This window comes from Streptomyces sp. NPDC001544, assembly GCF_042894285.1.
Taxonomy (GTDB): Bacteria; Actinomycetota; Actinomycetes; order Streptomycetales; family Streptomycetaceae; genus Streptomyces.
Window position 1 is genome coordinate 371,343 of the sequence record NZ_JBIAVN010000003.1, and the last position, 19,034, is coordinate 390,376.

Here is a 19,034-nt window from a genome sequence, read left to right on the forward strand (position 1 = left end):
GTGAACTGCGAGACTGGAGTCATGAGCTACAGCACGGCTGACTCCTCCCTGCCCGTGACCCTCGACGACGTGCGCGGCGCCCAGAAGATGCTGTCGGGGGTGGCGCGGGTGACCGCGATGGAGGGCAGCCGGCACCTGTCCCAGCTGGTCACGGCACCGGTGCACCTGAAGTGCGAGAACCTCCAGCGGACGGGCTCGTTCAAGCTGCGCGGCGCATACGTCCGGATCGCCGGGCTGCTGCCCGAGGAGCGGGCCGCGGGCGTGGTCGCCGCGAGTGCCGGCAACCACGCGCAGGGCGTGGCGCTGGCCTCCGCGCTGCTCGGGGTGCACGCCACCGTGTTCATGCCGAACGGCGCACCCCTGCCCAAGATCAGCGCCACCCGTGACTACGGGGCCGAGGTCCGCCTGCACGGTCAGGTGGTCGACGAGACCCTGGCCGCGGCCCAGGAGTACGCGGACGAGACCGGCGCGGTGTTCATCCACCCGTTCGACCATCCGGACATCATCGCGGGGCAGGGCACGGTGGGCCTGGAGATCCTGGAGCAGTGCCCGGAGGTGCGCACGATCGTCGTCGGCATCGGCGGCGGCGGGCTCGCGGCCGGCATCGCGGTGGCGGTGAAGGGGATCAGGCCGGACGTGCGGATCGTCGGCGTGCAGGCGGAGGGGGCGGCCGCGTATCCGCCCTCCCTCGCGGCCGGGCGTCCCGTGGCGATCGAGGACGCGGCGACGATGGCCGACGGCATCAGGGTCGGGCGGCCCGGCGACGTGCCGTTCGGCATCGTCGGCGACCTCGTCGACGAGGTCCGCACGGTCAGCGAGGACGAGTTGTCCGCGGCGCTGCTGCTGTGCCTGGAGCGGGCCAAGCTGGTCGTCGAGCCGGCGGGGGCCAGCCCGGTCGCGGCGCTGCTGAGCGACCCGGGCGCCTTTCCCGGGCCGGTCGTCGCGGTGCTGTCCGGCGGTAACGTCGACCCGGTGCTGCTCCAGCGCGTCCTGCGGCACGGCATGGCCGCTCAGGGGCGTTACCTGGCCGTCCGGCTGCGCCTGACCGACCGTCCCGGCGCCCTCGCCACGCTCCTCGGTGCGTTGACGGTGGTCGACGCCAACGTCCTCGACGTGAGCCACGTACGGACCGACCCGCGGCTCGGGCTCGCGGAGGCCGAGGTGGAGCTGCACCTCGAGACCAAGGGCCCGGTGCACTGCGCCGAGGTGCGGCAGGCGCTGCGCGAGGCGGGTTACACGATCATCTCCTGAGCCCGGTGGTCTCCGGGGCACTCGTTCGAGGAAATCCATTGAGGGACGCGATACATCGCGTTAGTCTGTGTCTCGTCCGCCACCTCCCGCGTCACGGCGACCTGGAAGCGGTAGGAGCGGGCGCAAATCGGCGCACAGTACCTAACCTTGCAAAGCATCCCCGACGACGTGGAGACTCACATGCCAGGCGCCATCTATGCCGAAGGCCTGGTGAAGACCTTCGGTGACGTAAGGGCATTGGACGGCGTCGACCTCGACGTCCCCGAGGGCACGGTCCTCGGACTGCTCGGGCCGAACGGCGCGGGCAAGACGACGACCGTCCGTTGTCTGACGACCCTGTTGCGCCCCGACAGCGGCCGGGCGGTCGTCGCGGGCATCGACGTGCTCGCACAGCCCGACGCCGTCCGCCGCTCCATCGGTCTGTCCGGCCAGTTCGCGGCCGTCGACGAATACCTGACCGGCCGCGAGAACCTGCAGATGGTCGGCCGTCTCTACCAGATGAGGGCCAAGGCGGCGAAGGCTCGCGCGGAGGAACTGCTGGAGCAGTTCCATCTCGCGGACGCCGCCGACCGGCCCACCAAGACCTACTCCGGGGGCATGCGCCGCCGGCTCGACCTCGCGGCCGCCCTGGTGGTATCGCCGCCGGTGATGTTCATGGACGAGCCGACGACCGGCCTCGACCCGCGCAACCGGCAGCAGCTCTGGGAGGTCATCAAGCAGCTGGTCTCCGGGGGGACGACCCTGCTGCTCACCACCCAGTATCTGGAAGAGGCCGACCACCTCGCCCATGACATCGCGGTCGTCGACCAGGGGCGCGTCATCGCCAAGGGCACCTCCGACCAGCTCAAGGCCCGCACCGGCGGTGAGCGCGTGGAGGTCGTGGTGCACGAGCGCGAGCACATAGCGGCCGCCGCGGAGGTGCTGGGCGGCTTCGGCAAGGGGGGCACGACGGTCGAGGAGCACACCCGAAAGCTCACCGTGCCTGTGGCCGGGGGCGCCAAGCTGCTCGCCGAGGTCATCCGCGAGCTGGACACCCGCGGCATCGAGATCGACGACATCGGACTGCGCCGCCCCACCCTCGACGACGTCTTCCTCTCGCTGACGGGGCACGTGGCCGAGGTGAAGGACGGGGAGAGCGGCGCCGCGACAGCCGGCGCGAAGACCAAGGAGAGCGTGAAATGAGCGCCGTCACCGACGCCGCGCCGGTCGCGGCACCCCGCAACCCCGTCGGCCAGTCCGTCCGGGACTCGCTGATCGTCGCCCAGCGGAACCTGATCCGCATGTCCAGGATTCCCGAAATGGTGATTTTCGGGCTCATCCAGCCGATCATGTTCGTCGTGCTGTTCACCTATGTGTTCGGCGGCTCCATGCAGATCGGCGGCAGCACCAGCCCGACCACCTACAAGAACTTCCTCATGGCGGGCATCTTCGCGCAGACCGTCACGTTCGCCACCGCCAGCTCCGGTGCCGGCATAGCCGACGACATGCACAAGGGCCTCATCGACCGCTTCCGCTCACTGCCCATGGCCCGCGGCGCCGTGCTCACCGGGCGCACGCTCGCCGACCTGGTCCAGACGGCGCTGACCCTGCTCGTCCTCGCCGTGGTCGCCCTGCTGGTCGGCTGGCGCGTCGGGACGGCGGGGGACACCAACGCCCTCAAGGTCCTGGCCGCCTTCGGTCTGCTGCTTCTGCTCGGGTATGCGTTCACCTGGGTCGGCGCCCTGATCGGTCTGTCCGTGCGCACGCCCGAGGCGGCCACCTCCGGCGGGCTGATCTGGCTCTTCCCGGTGACCTTCATCTCCAACGCGTTCGTCGACACCGCCAATATGACCCCGTGGCTGCGGCACGTCGCGGACTGGAACCCGTTCAGCGCCACCGTCCAGGCGGCCCGTGTCCTGTTCGCCAACGCACCCGATTCCGCGTCGGACGCCTGGCCCATGCAGCACCCGGTGTGGGCCTCGCTGATCTACTCGGTCCTGATCGTGGCCCTATTCCGGACGCTGGCGGTCCGCAAGTACCGCTCGGCGACGGCATGACAACGCCCCCGGCGTCGCGGGGACGCCGGGGGCGGTTCGGGTGGGAGACTGTCGGCCGGGCCGCGGGAGCCGCTCAGTCCGAGTACGGCTCGGCCTTCAGGATCCGCACCGAGGCCTTCTTGCCGTTGGGCAGCTCGTAGTCCGCGTCCTCGCCGACCTTGTGGCCGATCACGCCGGCGCCCAGCGGGGACTGCGGCGAGTAGGTCTCGATGTCGGCGCTCGCGTACTCGCGCGAGGCGAGCAGGAACGTCAGGGTGTCGTCCTCGTCACCGTCGAAGGCGATCGTGACGACCATGCCCGGCGCGACCGCACCGTCGGCCGAGGCCGGAGCCTCACCGACCTTGGCGTTCTCCAGGAGCTGGGTCAGCTGGCGCACGCGGAGCTCCTGCTTGCCCTGCTCTTCCTTGGCCGCGTGGTACCCGCCGTTCTCGCGCAGGTCGCCTTCCTCGCGCGCGGCCGCGATCTTGGCCGCGATCTCCGTGCGCGCAGGACCAGTAAGGTACTCAAGCTCATCCTTGAGCTTGTTGTACGCCTCCTGGGTCAGCCAGGTGACGTTCTCGCTGGTCTGGGTCACAGGTGCTCCTCGTCGGTACTGGGAATACAAAGCATCGCCCTACCCAGAAGAATGTTCCTCCATGGATGGGCGAAACCACGAGCCTAACAATTCGAGCGCCGAAGGGGGAGGACATAAGCCACTTGAATCACATCAGCGCAGGTGAGCGCCTACGTATTCCGGACGGCCTCAGTCGGCGTGGCACCCGAGCAGCTCGGCCGTCATGCCCTTGGCCGTCGTCCGGAGCGTGACGACCTTGTCGATCCGGGTGGCGGAGCCGGTGAAGCGGAAGTCCGCCCGTCCCACGTCGTTGCCGTCGGCGCCCTGGGAGCGCAGGGTGCAGTAGCCGGAGGCGCCGGAGTCCTTGTGGACCTCCAGATGCACCTTGACCGCGTCGTCCGAGGCCTGGAAGGCGACCACCTGAGCGCTGATCTTGTTCTGGACGACGTAGTGGTAGGCGAGGTAGCCGACCAGCGCCAGCACGGCGGCGCCGAGGACCACCGCGGCGACCCTGAGCCTGTGGTCGGCGCGCTCGTCCGAGGAACGGCCGTATCGCCCCTCGGGCAGCTGCATGCTCGCCGTGCTCATGGTCGTCCCTCCGCGGAATTATTCGCCCGCCGTTTCGGTCACTATAGAAGCGCCCGCCCGCCACCCGACCACCGCCCCTCATCGACGTCCCTGCGGGACGACACCTGTTGAACTGCGCCCGAAGACACGGGGGCGCCGACTACGAGGATTGAGTCTTGACTGACCAACTGCGACTGATGGCCGTCCACGCGCACCCCGACGACGAGTCGAGCAAGGGCGCGGCCACCATGGCGATGTACGTGTCGGAGGGGGTGGACGTGCTGGTGGTGACCTGCACCGGCGGGGAGCGGGGCTCCATCCTCAACCCGAAGCTTCAGGGCGACAAGTACATCGAGGAGCACATCCACGAGGTCCGCAAGAAGGAGATGGACGAGGCCCGCGAGATCCTGGGCGTCAAGCAGGAGTGGCTCGGCTTCGTCGACTCCGGCCTGCCCGAGGGCGACCCGCTGCCCCCGCTGCCCGAGGGCTGCTTCGCCCTCGAGGACGTCGACAAGGCGGCCGGTGAGCTGGTCAAGCAGATCCGCGCCTTCCGTCCCCAGGTGATCACCACCTATGACGAGAACGGCGGCTACCCGCACCCCGACCACATCATGACCCACAAGATCTCGATGGTGGCGTTCGAGGGCGCGGCGGACACCGAGAAGTACCCGGAGGCCGAGTACGGCCCGGCCTACCAGCCGCTGAAGCTGTACTACAACCAGGGCTTCAACCGCCCGCGCACCGAGGCCCTGCACAAGGCGATGCTCGACCGGGGCCTGGAGTCGCCGTACGGCGAGTGGCTCAAGCGCTGGAACGAGATCGAGCGCAAGGAGCGTGTGCTCACCACCCACATCCCGTGCGCCGACTTCTTCGAGATCCGCGACAAGGCGCTGATCGCGCACGCCACCCAGATCGACCCCGACGGCGGCTGGTTCCGTGTGCCGATGGACGTCCAGAAGGAGGTCTGGCCCACCGAGGAGTACGAGCTGGCGAAGTCCCTCGTCGATACCTCCCTCCCCGAGGACGACCTCTTTGCGGGCATCCGCGACAATGCCTGACATGAGCGCAAGCCTGGCACTGACGCACCTCGTCCCCCTCGCCAAGGAGGTCGACGAGAACAAGGTCACCCCCGGCGTCCTCGGCTTCATCGTCTTCGCGGTGATGGCCGTGGCCGTGTGGGGTCTGATGAAGTCCATGAACAAGCACATGCAGAAGGTCGACTTCAAGGAAGCCCCGGACACCAAGACCAAGGCCGAGACCGGGGCCGCTCCGGCCGAGCCCAAGCCGCACCAGGGCTGAGGGCGGCTCACTGCCCGGCCGGCACGGGGACGCCCATCACCTCCCGGGCATGCCGGTCGGGCACCATGCCCAGCCGCCACGCCTGCCAGCCCGCCTCCAGACCGACGCCTCGCTCCAGGAGCAGCTGGTACGCCCCGGCGTACTCGCTCAGCTTCTCGTCCCTGGCCGGATGGCCGGCCCGGGCGAGCTGGGCCAGTTCCTCCTGGGCGACCGCCGTGCCGACCTCCACCCCGCCGGGGGCCGCATACGGCAGCAGGGTGCAGCGCAGGAAGCGGGCCCAGTCCGCACCGCGGTGGTCGCCGTAACCGGTGAAGAGGTCGAGCGCCTCGTCGCACAGGGCGAGGGCCTGCTGGGTACGGGCATTGCCCGCGTCGACGACCGCCAGCTCCAGGCAGGTCCACGCCTCGCCGTGAGCGACGCCGATGCGCTGGAAGTCGGCGCGCGCGTCGACCAGCAGCTGGCGGGCGAAGCCGGAGTTCAGCAGCGAGCCGGTCTGGGCGGCGCGCTGGTCGCGGGTGACGCGCGCCGAATGATGGCGGGCGCAGGCCAGGCCGTAGACGTCACGCATCCGCGAGAACATCGTGCGGGAACGCTCCAGTTCGCGGACCGCCTGGTCCAGGTCGCCCGTCTCCTCCAGCGCCTGGCCGAGGTAGTACACCGTCCAGGCCTCCCCGCGTACGTCCTCGTTCTCCCGGTGCCGGACGGCCGCCCGGCGCAGGCCCTCCACCGCGGGAGAAGCGTCGCCGTCGACCAGGCGGGCCCGGGCCAGCTGGGTCAGGGCCCACGCCTCACCACGGGCGTCACGGGTGCGGCCGTAGCGGTCGAGGGCGGCCTGAAGCTCGGTCTCCGCCCGCGGTACGTCGCCCATGCGCAGCGCCAGCTGGCCGAGCTGGAAATGGGCCCAGGCCTCGCCGTGCACCGAACCGCCCTCGCGGTGCAGGACCAGGGAACGGGTCAGCAGATCCAGGGCTTCGCCCAGACGGGCCCGGTCGCGCTGGACCGCGGCCAGCGCGTGCATCGTCCACGCACGGTCCGTGGCCAGCTCGGGCGCACCCTGCAGGTCCAGCGCCTCCTGCAGCTTGGCCGCCGCCTCCGTGAGGTTGCCCTGGTGGTGCAGGGTGATGCCCAGCGAGCACAGGGCACGGGCGGCACCCGCGTCGTGGTGGGCCTCCAGATAGAGGTCGACCACGGAGGTCAGAGTGGCACGCGCCTTGTCCAGCTCGCCCAGCTGGCGGGCCGCGATACCGGTGCGCCACTGCACGGAACGGACCAGCAGCCCCTGGTCCACGGCCTGTGCGAGCTCGCTGATCTCACCGAGGCGGTAGAGGTCGCCGCGCAGCAGGCAGTAGTCGCACAGCGCGCCGAGCAGATTCAGCACCGCCGACTGGTCCACACCCTCCGCGTGGCGCAGCGCCGCCGTGATGAAGCTCGACTCCTCGTCCAGCCAGCGCAACGCCTCGTCGAGGGAGGTGAAACCGTGCGGACCGAAGCGGTCCGAGCGGGTCGACATGTTGCCGTCGACCAGGCGGAGCACCGAATCGGCCAGTTCCGCGTAGTTCACGATCAGACGTTGCTGCGCCGCCGTGCGCTCGGCCGGGTCCTCCTCGTCCAGCAGACGGGCCTGGGCGAAGGCGCGCACCAGGTCGTGCAGCCGGTAACGGTTGCCGCGGACGTGGTCGATCAGCCCCGCCCGCGCGAGCGCGACGAGATGCCGGGTCGCTTCCGCCTCGTCCACGGCGAGCAGCGCGGCCGCCGCGGCGGCGCCGAGCGAGGCGCGGCCGGCCAGCGCCAGCCGTCTCAGCAGCCGCCGGGCCGGCTCCGACTGGTCGGTGTAGCGCAGCCACAGCACACGCTCCACCGGCTCCACCGGGCCGTACGCGGCCAGGTCCGTGGCCAGCCCACGAGGTGAGCGCCCGCCCAGGCAGGAGCCCGCGATACGCAGCGCCAGGGGCAGGCCGCCGCACAGCTCCCGGATCCGGTCGCCGGCCTGGGCGTCGTACGGCTCCGAGGAGTCCTGCGCCACCGCGCCCAGCAGCTCTTCCGCGCCCGCCGTGTCCAGCGGCTCCACCGGGAGCTGATGCACCCAGGCCGACAGGTCCGCGGGCAGGTCGAGGGGTTCGCGGGCGGTGACCAGGACCAGGCTGTCGGAGCGGTCCGGGACGAGGGCGCGGACCTGCTCGGCGTCCGAGGCGTCGTCCAGCACGATCGTCACCGGCAGCCCCGTCAGATGCTGGTGGTACAGCTCGCTCAACCGCTTGATCTGCTGGTCGGGCGAGGACCGCTCGCGGAACAGCAACTGTTCGCGGGGCGCGCCGAGCCGGTTGAGCAGGTGCAGCAGTGCGTCCCGGGTGGGCAGCGGCGGCTCCTGGCTGTCGCCGCGCAGGTCGACGACGACCGCGCCGCGAAAGTGGTCCTTCAGGTCGTGCGTGGCACGGACCGCGAGAGTCGTCCGTCCGGAACCGGGCGCCCCGTGCAGGACGACCACCGTCGGCCGGGTCTCGGTGGTCGCCCGGGCCGCCTGCACCCACTGCCGGATCCGGGCCATCTCCGGCCGGCGTCCCGCGAACGGGCCGTCGGCGTCCGGTAGTTGCCCGAAGGACTGCTCCAGCACCGTACGCCTGCGGGCCGCCGCGCTCTTGTCCGAGCCGCGCAGCTGGGGCCCGTTCTTCTTCGGGCCCATGGAAGCGGCGAGCACCCGCTGCTGGTCGAGGAAGGGACGGATGCCCCGCACCTCCAGCGCCGTCAGCCACTCCAGCCGCAGCTGTTGCGCACCGCCCGGCTGGCCCGCCGCACCCGCCCGGTGGTGGGCGGCGGGCAGATGGGAGCCGGCCACCTTCACCACGGTGGCCGCCGCGGCGACGACCCCGACGGCGGCACCCGCGCCGAACGCGGTCGCCGCACCGGTGCCGAGAGAGAGGTCGGCGACGGTGGCCGCGACCGCTGCGACCGCCGCCACCAGCAGCGGAGTTCCCGCGCCCTCGCGCGCGTACCGCTGGCCGAAGGTGAGCCGGCCCGCCTCCCCCTCGTCGAGGGCGCGTGTGTACGCCTCGTACTCCTCGGCGGCCGTCCGGGCCATGGCGTCCAGTGCGCCCCGCGCCCGCGACAGCAGCGCCTGCCCGTCGACGCGTCCGCCCGAGCGCCGCACCTCCTCCTCCACGGCCCGCACCACCAGCCGCTCGGCCTCCGCCCGATGGCCGTCCCGCATGTCCCGTCCCCCTCCGGCGTCAACTCCTTGGCCTATGAGTGTCCTTCGGGGAAGCCGGGAGCGCGAGGGTGCGGCGATCAGCGGATCCGTGTCATCCCATCCCGTGTCATCCGGGGGTCGCCTTGCCGCGCCCCTTCGACAGGGCCAGGAACACGCATGCCACCGCCAGCCCCCCTTCCGCCACCGCGCATGCCACGGCTTCGGCGAGGGGACCGCCGACCTGCGAGGTGGTTATGTCGAACCAGGCGTCCAGCACGGCGACGGAGGCGGTCGCCGAAGCGGTCAGCCGGGCCCGGGGATCACCGCGCAGCCCCAGTAAGGCCGTGGCAGCGCAGCCCGCCGCCATCAGTACATCGAGGCCGATCCAGGCCAACGACCAGTTGTGCACGCGGGTGCTGGCCGGAAGCGTCAGGGCCAGCACCACCATCCAGGGCACGAGCAGCACGGCCGCCGCCCCCAGCAGCACCAGCGCCCACTTCCTCTTCACGGCCATCGACATCACGGAACCTCCCCTTCTGCCACTACGTGTGCCCAGCCTAGACCGCAGAAAAAATTCTGCAGAGAAAATTCTGCAGAAATCAGGGACGTCTCAGGGATACCGTGACGACATGACCGAGATGACCAGCCTTGAGCGCACCGCTCTCTACAAGTCCCTCGGCAACCCCCTGCGCCGCCGGATCCTCGAGTACCTCGGCCGGCACGGCGAGGCCAACTCCACCGTGCTCGCCCGCGAACTCGGCGAGAGCTCCGGCACCACCAGCTACCACCTGCGCAAACTCGCCGAGCAGCAGCTCATCGAGGAGATCCCGGAGAAGTCCGGCGGCCGCGAACGCTGGTGGCGGGCGCTGCCCTTCAGCCACACCACCCCCGACCCGGCCACGATGTCCCCGGAGGAGTACGCGGCGGCCGAGCACCTGGCCCGGCTGAAGATCGAGGTCGACACCGAGCTGTACCGCCGGGCCCACCGGGAGTACCGGGGCCCGGAGGGCTGGGCCCAGGTCCAGCGGCACGGCTCCTGGATGACCAGGGAGGAGATGCTCGCCTTCATGCGCGACTACCACGAACTCGTGTCCCGCTACGGCCACACCCGCGAGGAGGCCCCCGAGGGGGCGCGCCCGGTGAGCTTCCGTTTCTACGCCGTGCCGGAGGGCGTGGGAGAGTGGAACGGTGAACCGACTGGCCCATGAGACGTCCCCGTACCTGCTTCAGCACGCCGACAACCCGGTCGACTGGTGGCCCTGGTCGGACGAGGCGTTCGAGGAGGCCCGCAGAACCGGGAAACCCGTCCTCCTCAGCGTCGGTTACAGCAGCTGCCACTGGTGCCACGTCATGGCGCACGAGTCCTTCGAGGACGAGGCCACCGCGGCCTACATGAACGACAACTTCGTCAGCATCAAGGTCGACCGCGAGGAACGCCCCGACGTCGACGCCGTCTACATGGAGGCCGTGCAGGCGGCCACCGGGCAGGGCGGCTGGCCCATGACGGTGTTCCTCACCCCTCAGGCCGAGCCCTTCTACTTCGGCACCTACTTCCCGCCCGCCCCCCGGCACGGCATGCCGTCCTTCCGGCAGGTCCTGGAGGGTGTCCGGCACGCCTGGAGCGACCGGCGCGACGAGGTGACCGAGGTCGCCGGGAAGATCGTGCGGGACCTGTCGCAGCGGGAGATCGGCTACCAGACCGCGCACCTCCCCGGCGAGCAGGAACTCGCCCAGGCCCTGCTCGGCCTCACCCGGGAGTACGACGCGCAGCGCGGCGGATTCGGCGGCGCCCCCAAGTTCCCGCCGTCCATGGTGCTGGAGTTCCTGCTGCGCCACCACGCCCGCACGGGCGCCGAGGGCGCGCTGCAGATGGCGCTGGACACCTGCGAGCGCATGGCGCGCGGCGGGATCTACGACCAGCTCGGCGGCGGGTTCGCCCGGTACTCCGTCGACCGCGACTGGATCGTGCCCCACTTCGAGAAGATGCTCTACGACAACGCCCTGCTGTGCCGGGTGTACGCCCACCTGTGGCGGGCCACGGGCTCGGAACTCGCGCGCCGGGTCGCCCTGGAGACCGCCGACTTCATGGTCCGCGAACTGCGCACCGCGGAGGGCGGGTTCGCCTCCGCACTGGACGCCGACAGCGAAGAGGAGGTGCCGCGCGAAGCGCGTCTTCAGAAGGGCGGTGGCGGGCGACGGGAGGGCGGGACCGGCCGGCACGTGGAGGGCGCCTACTACGTGTGGACGCCGCGGCAGCTGGCGGACGCGCTCGGCCCGGAGGACGCCGACTTCGCCGCGCGGTACTTCGGGGTGACCCAGGAGGGCACCTTCGAGCACGGGCAGTCGGTGCTTCAGCTTCCGCAGCAGGACGCGGTGTTCGACGCCGAGCGGATCGGGTCCGTCCGGGAGCGTCTGCTGCGGGCGCGCGGCGAGCGGCCCGCCCCCGGCCGCGACGACAAGGTGGTCGCCGCCTGGAACGGTCTCGCCATCGCCGCCCTCGCCGAGACCGGCGCCTACTTCGACCGCCCCGACCTGGTCGAGGCCGCGGTCGGCGCCGCCGATCTCCTCGTACGGCTGCACCTGGACGAGCACACCCACCTGCTCCGCACCAGCCGCGACGGCCGGGCGGGCGTCAACGCCGGTGTGCTGGAGGACTACGCCGACGTCGCCGAGGGCTTCCTGGCGCTGGCGTCCGTGACCGGGGACGGGGCGTGGCTGGAGTTCGCGGGGCTGCTCCTCGACCATGTGCTCACCCGTTTCACCGACCCGGAGACCGGCGCCCTCTTCGACACCGCCGCCGACGCCGAGCGGCTGATCCGCCGACCGCAGGACCCCACCGACAACGCGACCCCGTCCGGCTGGACCGCCGCCGCGGGCGCCCTGCTCGGCTACGCGGCCCACACGGGTTCGGAGAACCATCGCGCCGCCGCGGAGAAGGCGTTGGGCGTTGTGAAGGCGCTCGGTCCGCGCGTTCCCCGGTTCGTCGGGTGGGGGCTGGCCGTCGCGGAGGCCCTGCTGGACGGGCCCCGCGAGGTCGCCGTCGTCGGTCCCGCCCTCGACGAGGAGGCCACGCGGTCCCTGCACCGTACGGCGCTGCTCGGCACCGCTCCGGGTGCGGTGGTCGCCGTCGGCACCCCGGGGAGCGACGAGTTCCCGCTGCTCGCCGACCGGCCCCTGGTGGGCGGTGAACCGGCCGCGTACGTCTGCCGTGACTTCACGTGCGACGCCCCGACGACCGACCTGGAGCGGTTGCGCGCCGCGCTGAGCGGCTGACCGGCCCACCGCACTCGGGCCGCCCTCGGGCCGGCGTATCCGGCGGGCGCATCCGGACAGGCCCTAGCCCCGGTCGGCGAACTCCGTGAGGGCGCGCTCCACGATGGCTTCCAACTGGTCGTGGTGCGCGCCCTTCCAGTACGCGCGGCCGCACTCCGCGCACTGCGCGAACACGTCGTACGAGCGCCGGGTGCCGTGCTCGAGCCGGTCGGCGAGCTCTTCCTTCGTGGCGTCCCGCAGCAGCCCGTTGCACGCGGTGCACCGGGTCCAGGGCCGCAGCTCGGGGTGGAAGCGGCCGAGGACGTCGCGGAGCTGGTCGTCGGGCCGGGTGCTGTAGACGAAGGCACCCGCGAACAGTTCGCGGCGGCGCAGCAGGCCCCGGTCGCGGCTGAGCATGACCCGCTGTTCGGCCGCCGAGCGGGCGGCCAGCGCCGGGTCACCGATGTCCGTCGACTCGTACGCGGTGTCCACGCCGAGCAGACGCAGCCGGCGGGCCAGGGTGCCGAGGTGGACGTCGAGGAGGAAGCGCAGGGGAGCGCCGGTCACCTTCTGGGGGCGTGCGATCGTCCGTACGTCGACCCGCTCGCCGGCCGCCGGGATGTGCGAGGCGGGCACCTCGCGGCCGTTCACCACCAGTGCGCCGACCTCGGTCAGCGGGACGCCGAGGGACTCGACGACATGGCCGAGGGTCGAGACGCCGTCGGTGGGGACGGCCGTCGCGCCCAGTCGCCGGGCCTGCGGGACGAACAGGTGCAGCTCGGGGGCGACTTCGACGTGGATCTCGGGACCGTTCACCTGGTCAGGATGGCACGGGAAGGGGCCCGGGTCTCACTGGTTTCCGGTGGGGAGGCCGTGTTCCAGGACGTCCAGGGCGCGGTCCATCATGTCGCGGAGATCGTCCTGGAAGCCGTTCTCCGCCCAGGCCATGTTGACCTCCGTCAGGCCGCCGACCAGGGCCATGGCGCAGACCCGCACTTCGAGGCTGTCCGGGGTCAGACCGTAACGCTCGGCGAGGGCCCCGCGGAGCATACGTCCGGTCTCCGACATGCTCTCGACCATCCGGGACCGGACGGCGGGGACCTGGGCCGCGAGGCGGGCCCGGGTCCGGACCACCTCGGGATCCTGGGCCATCATCGCGTCGATGGACCTGTGCATCACGTACCGCACCGAGTCCGTCCACGACTCCCCGGCGGGCCGGGCGCGCAACTCCTCCAGCATCAGCGGGTCGTACTCGTCCGTGAGGACGATGTCCTCCTTGGTCGGGAAGTAACGGAAGACGGTCGACGCTGACACCTCGGCCCGGTCGGCGATCTGCTCGATGGTGGTGGCGTCGTAGCCCTGAGCCTCGATCAGGGCGTACGTCGCCGTGCGGATCGCCTCGCGGGTCTTGATCTTCTTCCGCTCCCGCAGGCTCAGCGGGGGCCGGTCGGCCGGGGAGGAGGTGCTTGCCGTCATGGTGGTCATTGTCAGGCATCGAGGTCGGAGGCGGCCACGCCCTGTACGGAGGCCACCGCGTCCGGTGCCGAAGCCCCCGCGCCCGGCGCCGAAGCACTCGCGTCCGCGTCCGGCGCCGCGGGCAGGAAGGCTCCCGCCAGCAGTGCGGTGACCAGGGAGGCGATGCCGCAGACCAGCAGGACCAGGCCCATGCCGTGCACGTAGGCGGCGTTCGCGGAGGCCGCCAGGTGCGCCGCGTGTCCGGGGCCCGCCTGCGCGGCGACGAGGTGCGCGGCGACCACCGACTCCCCGGCGGTGTGCGCGGCCGCGCCGGGCAGCCCGGTGACGTCCAGCCGGTCGCGGAAGGCGCTCGCGAGGAGGCTGCCCAGCAGGGCGATGCCGATCGCGCCGCCCACCTGGCGCAGTGTCATCAGCAGCCCGGAGCCGCTGCCGGCCCGGTCGGCGGGCAGGGCGGCGAGCGCCCCGTCCATCGCGGGCACCACCGAGAAGCCGAAGCCGAGCCCGGCGACGGACAGCCACAGCGCGGTGAAGCCGTAGCCGGAGTCCACGGTCGTACGGCTGCCCAGCAGCGCGGCGAAGGCGAGCACCACCAGGCCCGCGCAGACCACGGCCCGTGCCCCGAACCGGGCGACGACCGGCTGCGCGCCCTTGGCGGCGACCATCAGCCCGCCCATCATGGGCAGCAGCCTCAGCCCGGTCCCGAAGGCGTCATGGCCGAGGACGGCCTGCAGGTAGGGCGGCAGGACGAACATCAGGCCGGACAGCACGAACATCACCAGGGTCGCCGCGACGGTGTTGAGCAGGAAACCGCGCCGGCCGAGCAGGGTCATGTCGAGCATGGGGCGGGTCATCCCGCGTTCCCGGACCACCAGTGCGGCGAGGAGGACGACGGCGGCCGCGAACATCCCGGCGACCAGCGGGTCGCCCCAGCCGCGGTCGGGAGCTTCGATGATCGCGTAGATGAGGGCGCCGAGGCCGGCCGCGGTCAGCGCGGTGGAAGGCACGTCGAGCTTGGGGGAGGCCGGGTCGCGGGTCTCGGGAAGCAGGAAGACGCAGGCGGCGACGCCGATGCCGACCATCGGCACGTTGATCAGGAAGACCGAGCCCCACCAGAAGTGGTTGAGCAGCCAGCCGCCGATGATCGGACCGAGCGGCATGCCGAGCGCGGAGGCGGCCGAGATGATGCCGACGGCCTTGGTGCGCTCCTCGGGCCCGAACAGCGACGGCAGGATGGACAGCGCCAGCGGCATGATCAGCGCCCCGCCGACACCCATGAACGCGCGCGCGGCGATCACCCAGTCGACGTCCCCGGCCAGCGTGCCGGCCAGTGAGCCCGCCAGGAAGAGACTGAGCCCGGCGACCAGCATCCGGCGGCGGCCGAAGCGGTCGCCGAGCAGTCCGGCGGGGAGCATCAGCGCGGCGAAGACGATCACGTACGCGTCCGCCATCCACTGCTGTTCGCCGGTGGTGGCGCCGAGCTGCTCCGCCATGGTCGGCAGCGCCACGTTGAGGATCGTCATGTCGAAGCCGAGCACCAGCATGCTCGCGACCAGGGCCCCGAGGGCCCACCAGCGGCGGGGATCGCGCCGCGTCCTCATGTGCTCTGTGAGAGTAGCCATGAAATGAGAGTAATTATCAAAAGATAGTAAGTGTCAATAGAGGTGAGGTGTCGAGGCATGAAAAGTGGCCACGGCTCAAGAGCCGTGGCCACTGGGGTAAGGAGGCGGCGGGTGCGTCAGCCGTGCTGGTACGCCACCAGGGAGATGCCGACGTAGTGGACGACGAAGGCGGCGAGGGTGAAGGAGTGGAACACCTCGTGGAAGCCGAACCAGCGCGGTGACGGGTTCGGCCGCTTGATCCCGTAGATCACGCCGCCCGCGCTGTAGAGGAGACCGCCGACGACCACCAGGACCAGGACGGCGATGCCCCCGGTGCGCATGAAGTCGGGCAGGAAGAAGACGGCGGCCCAGCCCATGGCGATGTAGCAGGGGGTGTAGAGCCAGCGCGGGGCGCCGACCCAGAAGACCCGGAAGGCGATGCCGGCGGCGGCCGCCGCCCAGATGCCCCACAGCAGCCACCGCCCCTTGGATCCGGGCAGGAGCAGCATGGTCAGCGGGGTGTAGGTGCCCGCGATGATCAGGAAGATGTTGGCATGGTCGAGTCTGCGCAGGACGCGGTCCATGCGCGGGCTCCAGTTGCCCCGGTGGTACAGGGCGCTGACACCGAACAGCAGGCAGGCGGTCAGGGCGTAGATGCTGCAGGCGATCCGGCCGCGGGCGGAGTCGGCGAGGGCGGTGAGCACCAGGCCCGCGATGAGTACGGCCGGAAACATGCCGAGGTGCAGCCAGCCCCTGAGCTTGGGCTTGACCGGATGCGGCAGGGAGAGCGCCACGGGACCGCGGCCGGCGGCCGGTGGTTCCATGGGCGCATCGGAGGCGGACGCAGTCATGTTCGGCATCGTACCTACGGAGCATCGTACCTACGGAGCCGTAAGTCACGGATGGCTGCGGCCCGCTGACCGGGGCGGAGTGTCCGTCGTCTCGCGGAGCACCTGGCGCCGCGACGCAAAAAGTCCCTCAGGTGAACCCAACGTGCGCGCAAAGGATCCCGGAGTTATCCCGGAGGTATCCCGGACGGGCGCGGTTAAGCGTGGCCTTCCTCACGTCGCTCACATGTGAGGCCCTCTGGACAGATGCGCAGTACCATCGGATGATCAAATGAGTGCGGTCGACACCGGATGAGCGGCTACGAAGCATCCGGGTCGCAGCCCCCACGGGGCCAAAGATCAAAAAATCCCTCACTTAGGAGCAATCGTGGCGCGCGACATCGCGGCTCCCCCCGTCATCCCCACCAACCACCAGGAACTGATCTCGTGGGTGAACGAGATCGCCGAACTGACGCAGCCGGACGACGTGGTCTGGTGTGACGGATCCGAGGCCGAGTACGAGCGACTGTGCGAGGAGCTCGTCGCGAAGGGCACCTTCACGAAACTCGACCCGATCAAGCGCCCCCACTCCTACTACGCCGCCTCGGACCCGACCGACGTCGCCCGGGTCGAGGACCGGACCTTCATCTGCTCCGAGAAGGAGGAGGACGCGGGGCCCACCAACCACTGGAAGGCGCCCGCGGAGATGCGGGACGTCTTCCAGGGCGAGAACGGCCTGTTCCGCGGCTCGATGCGGGGCCGCACGATGTACGTCGTGCCCTTCTGCATGGGCCCGCTGGGCTCGCCGCTCTCCGCGCTCGGCGTGGAGATCACGGACTCGGCGTACGTGGCGGTGTCGATGCGCACGATGACGCGCATGGGCAAGCAGGTGCTGGACGAGCTCGGTGACGAGGGCTTCTTCGTCAAGGCCGTGCACACCCTCGGCGCCCCGCTGGAGCCCGGCCAGGAGGACGTGCCCTGGCCCTGCAACTCGACCAAGTACATCTCGCACTTCCCCGAGAGCCGCGAGATCTGGTCCTACGGTTCCGGGTACGGCGGCAACGCGCTGCTCGGCAAGAAGTGCTACGCCCTGCGCATCGCCTCGGTCATGGCCCGCGACGAGGGCTGGCTGGCCGAGCACATGCTGATCCTCAAGCTCACCCCGCCGCAGGGCGAGTCCAAGTACGTCGCCGCGGCCTTCCCCTCCGCCTGCGGCAAGACCAACCTCGCCATGCTGGAGCCGACGATCTCCGGCTGGACGGTGGAGACGATCGGCGACGACATCGCGTGGATGCGCTTTGGAGAGGACGGCCGCCTCTACGCGATCAACCCCGAGGCCGGCTTCTTCGGCGTCGCGCCCGGCACCGGTGAGCACACCAACGCCAACGCGATGAAGACCCTGTGGGGCAACGCGGTCTTCACCAACGTCGCGCTCACCGACGACGGCGACGTGTGGTGGGAGGGCATGACCGAGGAGCCGCCCGCCCATCTGACCGACTGGAAGGGCAACGACTGGACCCCGGCGTCCGACACCCCGGCCGCCCACCCCAACGCCCGCTTCACCGTCCCGGCCTCCCAGTGCCCGATCATCGCGCCGGAGTGGGAGGACCCCAGGGGCGTGCCGATCTCGGCGATCCTCTTCGGCGGGCGCCGTGCCAGCGCGGTGCCGCTGGTGACGGAGTCCTTCGACTGGAACCACGGCGTCTTCCTCGGCGCCAACGTGGCCTCCGAGAAGACCGCGGCGGCCGAGGGCAAGGTCGGCGAGCTGCGCCGCGACCCCTTCGCGATGCTGCCGTTCTGCGGGTACAACATGGGCGACTACATGGCCCACTGGGTGGACGTGGCCAAGGGCAAGGACCAGTCCAAGCTGCCGAAGATCTACTACGTCAACTGGTTCCGCAAGAACGACGAGGGCAAGTTCGTCTGGCCCGGCTTCGGCGAGAACAGCCGCGTCCTGAAGTGGATCGTGGAGCGCCTGGAGGGCAGGGCGGAGGGTGTCGAGACCCCGATCGGCGTGCTGCCGACCCGGGAGGCCCTCGACACGCGCGGCCTCGACCTCGCCGACTCCGACCTCGACTTCCTGCTCACGGTCGACAAGGAGGCCTGGCGCGAGGAGGCGGGTCTCATCCCCGACCACCTGAACACCTTCGGCGACCACACCCCGAAGGAGCTGTGGGACCAGTACCGCGCCCTGGTGTCCCGCCTGGGCTGACCCACCCCAACTCCGCGGCCGGCCCGACCCAGCCCTGACCTGCGACGTCGTCCCGCCGGCCGCGGGGGTGCACCGAAGCCGGGCCCGCGCACTCGTGTGCGGGCCCGGCTTCGCGCCGTGGTGTCGCCACGGCCTGCCCGGGTACTCGGTGCGTCCGCTCCGACGAAAGGGTGATGAGCCATGGCAGGCGGTGGTGACTTCTACGACCGGGACCGTCCGGAGAACCCACAGCTGGCGGAGGACCGCCCGCGCGGCGGAGGCCCGGAGGACCGGCCCCGCAGCGGCGGCCGGCTGCTGGTCCCGATGCTCATCGCCGGGGCGGTGCTGATCCTGATCCTGTTCTTCGTCTTCATCTGACGGCTACGCTCCGCCTGGCGGCGGGCCCTTTGGCCGCCGTGCCCAGGCCGGTGGGGGAGCCGGCCGGAGGCCGCGTCGGCGGCAACCCCCTGATCCGCCGCACCGGCGCTCGACCGCAACGGCACCGACCGGCGGCCCGCACGCCGCTCGCCCCGCGATAGAGGCCATGCGCACGGCTTGGGCCCGCGGCGCCGGGCCGCCGCGCCTGCGCGCACGGTTTGACTCCCGGCGGGGAATGCCGCGCCTTCGTACGTCACTTGGCCTGCGGCAGGCGCGCGTCGTGCCTGCGTGGCCGGCTTGCCTCCCGGCAGAGAACGCCGCACTGCGTACGTCACTTGGCCTGCGGCAGGCGCGCGTCGTGCCTGCGTGGCCGGCTTGCCTCCCGGCAGAGAACGCCGCACTGCGTACGTCACTTGGCCTGC

The 19,034-nt window shown here is 71.1% G+C and carries 17 protein-coding genes; 9 read left to right on the forward strand and 8 right to left on the reverse strand.

The window, feature by feature from the left end:
• Window positions 1-21: 21 nt before the first annotated feature.
• From ilvA to ACFY0F_RS11685, 3 genes are all read left to right on the forward strand, one after another.
• Window positions 22-1,251 carry a threonine ammonia-lyase gene (ilvA, locus tag ACFY0F_RS11675; protein WP_388792025.1) on the forward strand — a complete coding sequence of 410 codons (1,230 nt, stop codon included), beginning with the start codon at window positions 22-24 and terminating at the stop codon, window positions 1,249-1,251.
• 180 nt (window positions 1,252-1,431) lie between these two features.
• The gene (locus ACFY0F_RS11680; protein WP_388792027.1) at window positions 1,432-2,433 is read left to right on the forward strand and encodes an ATP-binding cassette domain-containing protein; all 1,002 of its coding nucleotides are present in this window, start codon (window positions 1,432-1,434) and stop codon (window positions 2,431-2,433) included.
• Window positions 2,430-3,287 (forward strand): ABC transporter permease, encoded by an 858-nt coding sequence (locus tag ACFY0F_RS11685; RefSeq protein ID WP_388792029.1) that lies wholly within the window; start codon window positions 2,430-2,432, stop codon window positions 3,285-3,287. The genes ACFY0F_RS11680 and ACFY0F_RS11685 overlap by 4 nt, the downstream gene beginning before the upstream one ends.
• A gap of 73 nt (window positions 3,288-3,360) precedes the next feature.
• Here ACFY0F_RS11685 and greA read toward each other — a convergent pair whose 3' ends face one another.
• Both greA and ACFY0F_RS11695 read right to left on the reverse strand, forming a co-directional pair.
• Window positions 3,361-3,861, reverse strand: coding sequence for a transcription elongation factor GreA (gene greA / locus ACFY0F_RS11690; protein WP_388792031.1), 501 nt, complete (start codon window positions 3,859-3,861; stop codon window positions 3,361-3,363).
• Between the two features lie 168 nt (window positions 3,862-4,029).
• Entirely contained in the window at window positions 4,030-4,428 is a 399-nt protein-coding gene (locus tag ACFY0F_RS11695) for a DUF4307 domain-containing protein (RefSeq protein ID WP_388792033.1), read from the reverse strand.
• A gap of 155 nt (window positions 4,429-4,583) precedes the next feature.
• Between ACFY0F_RS11695 and mca the strand changes: the two genes are divergently transcribed.
• Together mca and ACFY0F_RS11705 are read left to right on the forward strand one after the other, a co-directional pair.
• Window positions 4,584-5,465 carry a mycothiol conjugate amidase Mca gene (gene mca, locus ACFY0F_RS11700; RefSeq protein ID WP_388792035.1) on the forward strand — a complete coding sequence of 294 codons (882 nt, stop codon included), beginning with the start codon at window positions 4,584-4,586 and terminating at the stop codon, window positions 5,463-5,465.
• A 1-nt stretch (window position 5,466) separates the two neighbouring features.
• Complete coding sequence (locus tag ACFY0F_RS11705; protein ID WP_388792037.1) at window positions 5,467-5,706, forward strand: hypothetical protein; 240 nt, start codon at window positions 5,467-5,469, stop codon at window positions 5,704-5,706.
• Window positions 5,707-5,713: 7 nt separating this feature from the next.
• On the opposite strand, the gene ACFY0F_RS11710 is transcribed toward ACFY0F_RS11705, so the two are convergent.
• Window positions 5,714-8,911, reverse strand: a complete 3,198-nt coding sequence (locus ACFY0F_RS11710; RefSeq protein ID WP_388792039.1) for a tetratricopeptide repeat protein — start codon at window positions 8,909-8,911, stop codon at window positions 5,714-5,716.
• A 106-nt stretch (window positions 8,912-9,017) separates the two neighbouring features.
• On the reverse strand, window positions 9,018-9,404 hold the full coding sequence (locus tag ACFY0F_RS11715) for a hypothetical protein (protein ID WP_388792041.1): 387 nt from the start codon (window positions 9,402-9,404) through the stop codon (window positions 9,018-9,020).
• Between the two features lie 115 nt (window positions 9,405-9,519).
• On the opposite strand from ACFY0F_RS11715, the gene ACFY0F_RS11720 reads away from it, so the two are divergent.
• Entirely contained in the window at window positions 9,520-10,098 is a 579-nt protein-coding gene (locus tag ACFY0F_RS11720; protein ID WP_388792043.1) for an ArsR/SmtB family transcription factor, read from the forward strand.
• Window positions 10,079-12,163: a thioredoxin domain-containing protein gene (locus ACFY0F_RS11725; protein ID WP_388792045.1), complete on the forward strand. Its 2,085-nt coding sequence runs from the start codon at window positions 10,079-10,081 to the stop codon at window positions 12,161-12,163. The genes ACFY0F_RS11720 and ACFY0F_RS11725 overlap by 20 nt, the downstream gene beginning before the upstream one ends.
• A gap of 63 nt (window positions 12,164-12,226) precedes the next feature.
• Here ACFY0F_RS11725 and ACFY0F_RS11730 read toward each other — a convergent pair whose 3' ends face one another.
• From ACFY0F_RS11730 to ACFY0F_RS11745, 4 genes are all read right to left on the reverse strand, one after another.
• A complete protein-coding gene (locus tag ACFY0F_RS11730) occupies window positions 12,227-12,958 on the reverse strand; it encodes a Mut7-C RNAse domain-containing protein (RefSeq protein ID WP_388792047.1) in 732 nt (243 codons plus the stop codon).
• 33 nt (window positions 12,959-12,991) lie between these two features.
• Complete coding sequence (locus ACFY0F_RS11735; protein WP_388792049.1) at window positions 12,992-13,627, reverse strand: TetR/AcrR family transcriptional regulator; 636 nt, start codon at window positions 13,625-13,627, stop codon at window positions 12,992-12,994.
• A gap of 2 nt (window positions 13,628-13,629) precedes the next feature.
• Window positions 13,630-15,237, reverse strand: coding sequence for an MFS transporter (locus tag ACFY0F_RS11740; protein WP_388792051.1), 1,608 nt, complete (start codon window positions 15,235-15,237; stop codon window positions 13,630-13,632).
• 116 nt (window positions 15,238-15,353) lie between these two features.
• Window positions 15,354-16,067, reverse strand: coding sequence for a hemolysin III family protein (locus ACFY0F_RS11745; protein WP_388792053.1), 714 nt, complete (start codon window positions 16,065-16,067; stop codon window positions 15,354-15,356).
• A gap of 364 nt (window positions 16,068-16,431) precedes the next feature.
• Between ACFY0F_RS11745 and ACFY0F_RS11750 the strand changes: the two genes are divergently transcribed.
• On the forward strand, window positions 16,432-18,255 hold the full coding sequence (locus tag ACFY0F_RS11750; protein WP_388792055.1) for a phosphoenolpyruvate carboxykinase (GTP): 1,824 nt from the start codon (window positions 16,432-16,434) through the stop codon (window positions 18,253-18,255).
• Between the two features lie 180 nt (window positions 18,256-18,435).
• Entirely contained in the window at window positions 18,436-18,612 is a 177-nt protein-coding gene (locus ACFY0F_RS11755; RefSeq protein ID WP_388792057.1) for a hypothetical protein, read from the forward strand.
• The last annotated feature ends 422 nt before the right edge of the window (window positions 18,613-19,034 follow it).

Coding starts and splice junctions, on each gene's coding strand:
- ACFY0F_RS11740 (WP_388792051.1), bottom strand. CDS start 15,237: ATGGCTACTCTCACAGAGCACATGAGGACGCGGCGCGATCCCCGCCGC.
- ACFY0F_RS11715 (WP_388792041.1), bottom strand. CDS start 9,404: ATGGCCGTGAAGAGGAAGTGGGCGCTGGTGCTGCTGGGGGCGGCGGCC.
- ACFY0F_RS11685 (WP_388792029.1), top strand. CDS start 2,430: ATGAGCGCCGTCACCGACGCCGCGCCGGTCGCGGCACCCCGCAACCCC.
- ACFY0F_RS11680 (WP_388792027.1), top strand. CDS start 1,432: ATGCCAGGCGCCATCTATGCCGAAGGCCTGGTGAAGACCTTCGGTGAC.
- ACFY0F_RS11720 (WP_388792043.1), top strand. CDS start 9,520: ATGACCGAGATGACCAGCCTTGAGCGCACCGCTCTCTACAAGTCCCTC.
- ACFY0F_RS11745 (WP_388792053.1), bottom strand. CDS start 16,067: ATGACTGCGTCCGCCTCCGATGCGCCCATGGAACCACCGGCCGCCGGC.
- ACFY0F_RS11755 (WP_388792057.1), top strand. CDS start 18,436: ATGGCAGGCGGTGGTGACTTCTACGACCGGGACCGTCCGGAGAACCCA.
- ACFY0F_RS11705 (WP_388792037.1), top strand. CDS start 5,467: ATGAGCGCAAGCCTGGCACTGACGCACCTCGTCCCCCTCGCCAAGGAG.
- ACFY0F_RS11710 (WP_388792039.1), bottom strand. CDS start 8,911: ATGCGGGACGGCCATCGGGCGGAGGCCGAGCGGCTGGTGGTGCGGGCC.
- ilvA (WP_388792025.1), top strand. CDS start 22: ATGAGCTACAGCACGGCTGACTCCTCCCTGCCCGTGACCCTCGACGAC.
- ACFY0F_RS11735 (WP_388792049.1), bottom strand. CDS start 13,627: ATGACCACCATGACGGCAAGCACCTCCTCCCCGGCCGACCGGCCCCCG.
- ACFY0F_RS11695 (WP_388792033.1), bottom strand. CDS start 4,428: ATGAGCACGGCGAGCATGCAGCTGCCCGAGGGGCGATACGGCCGTTCC.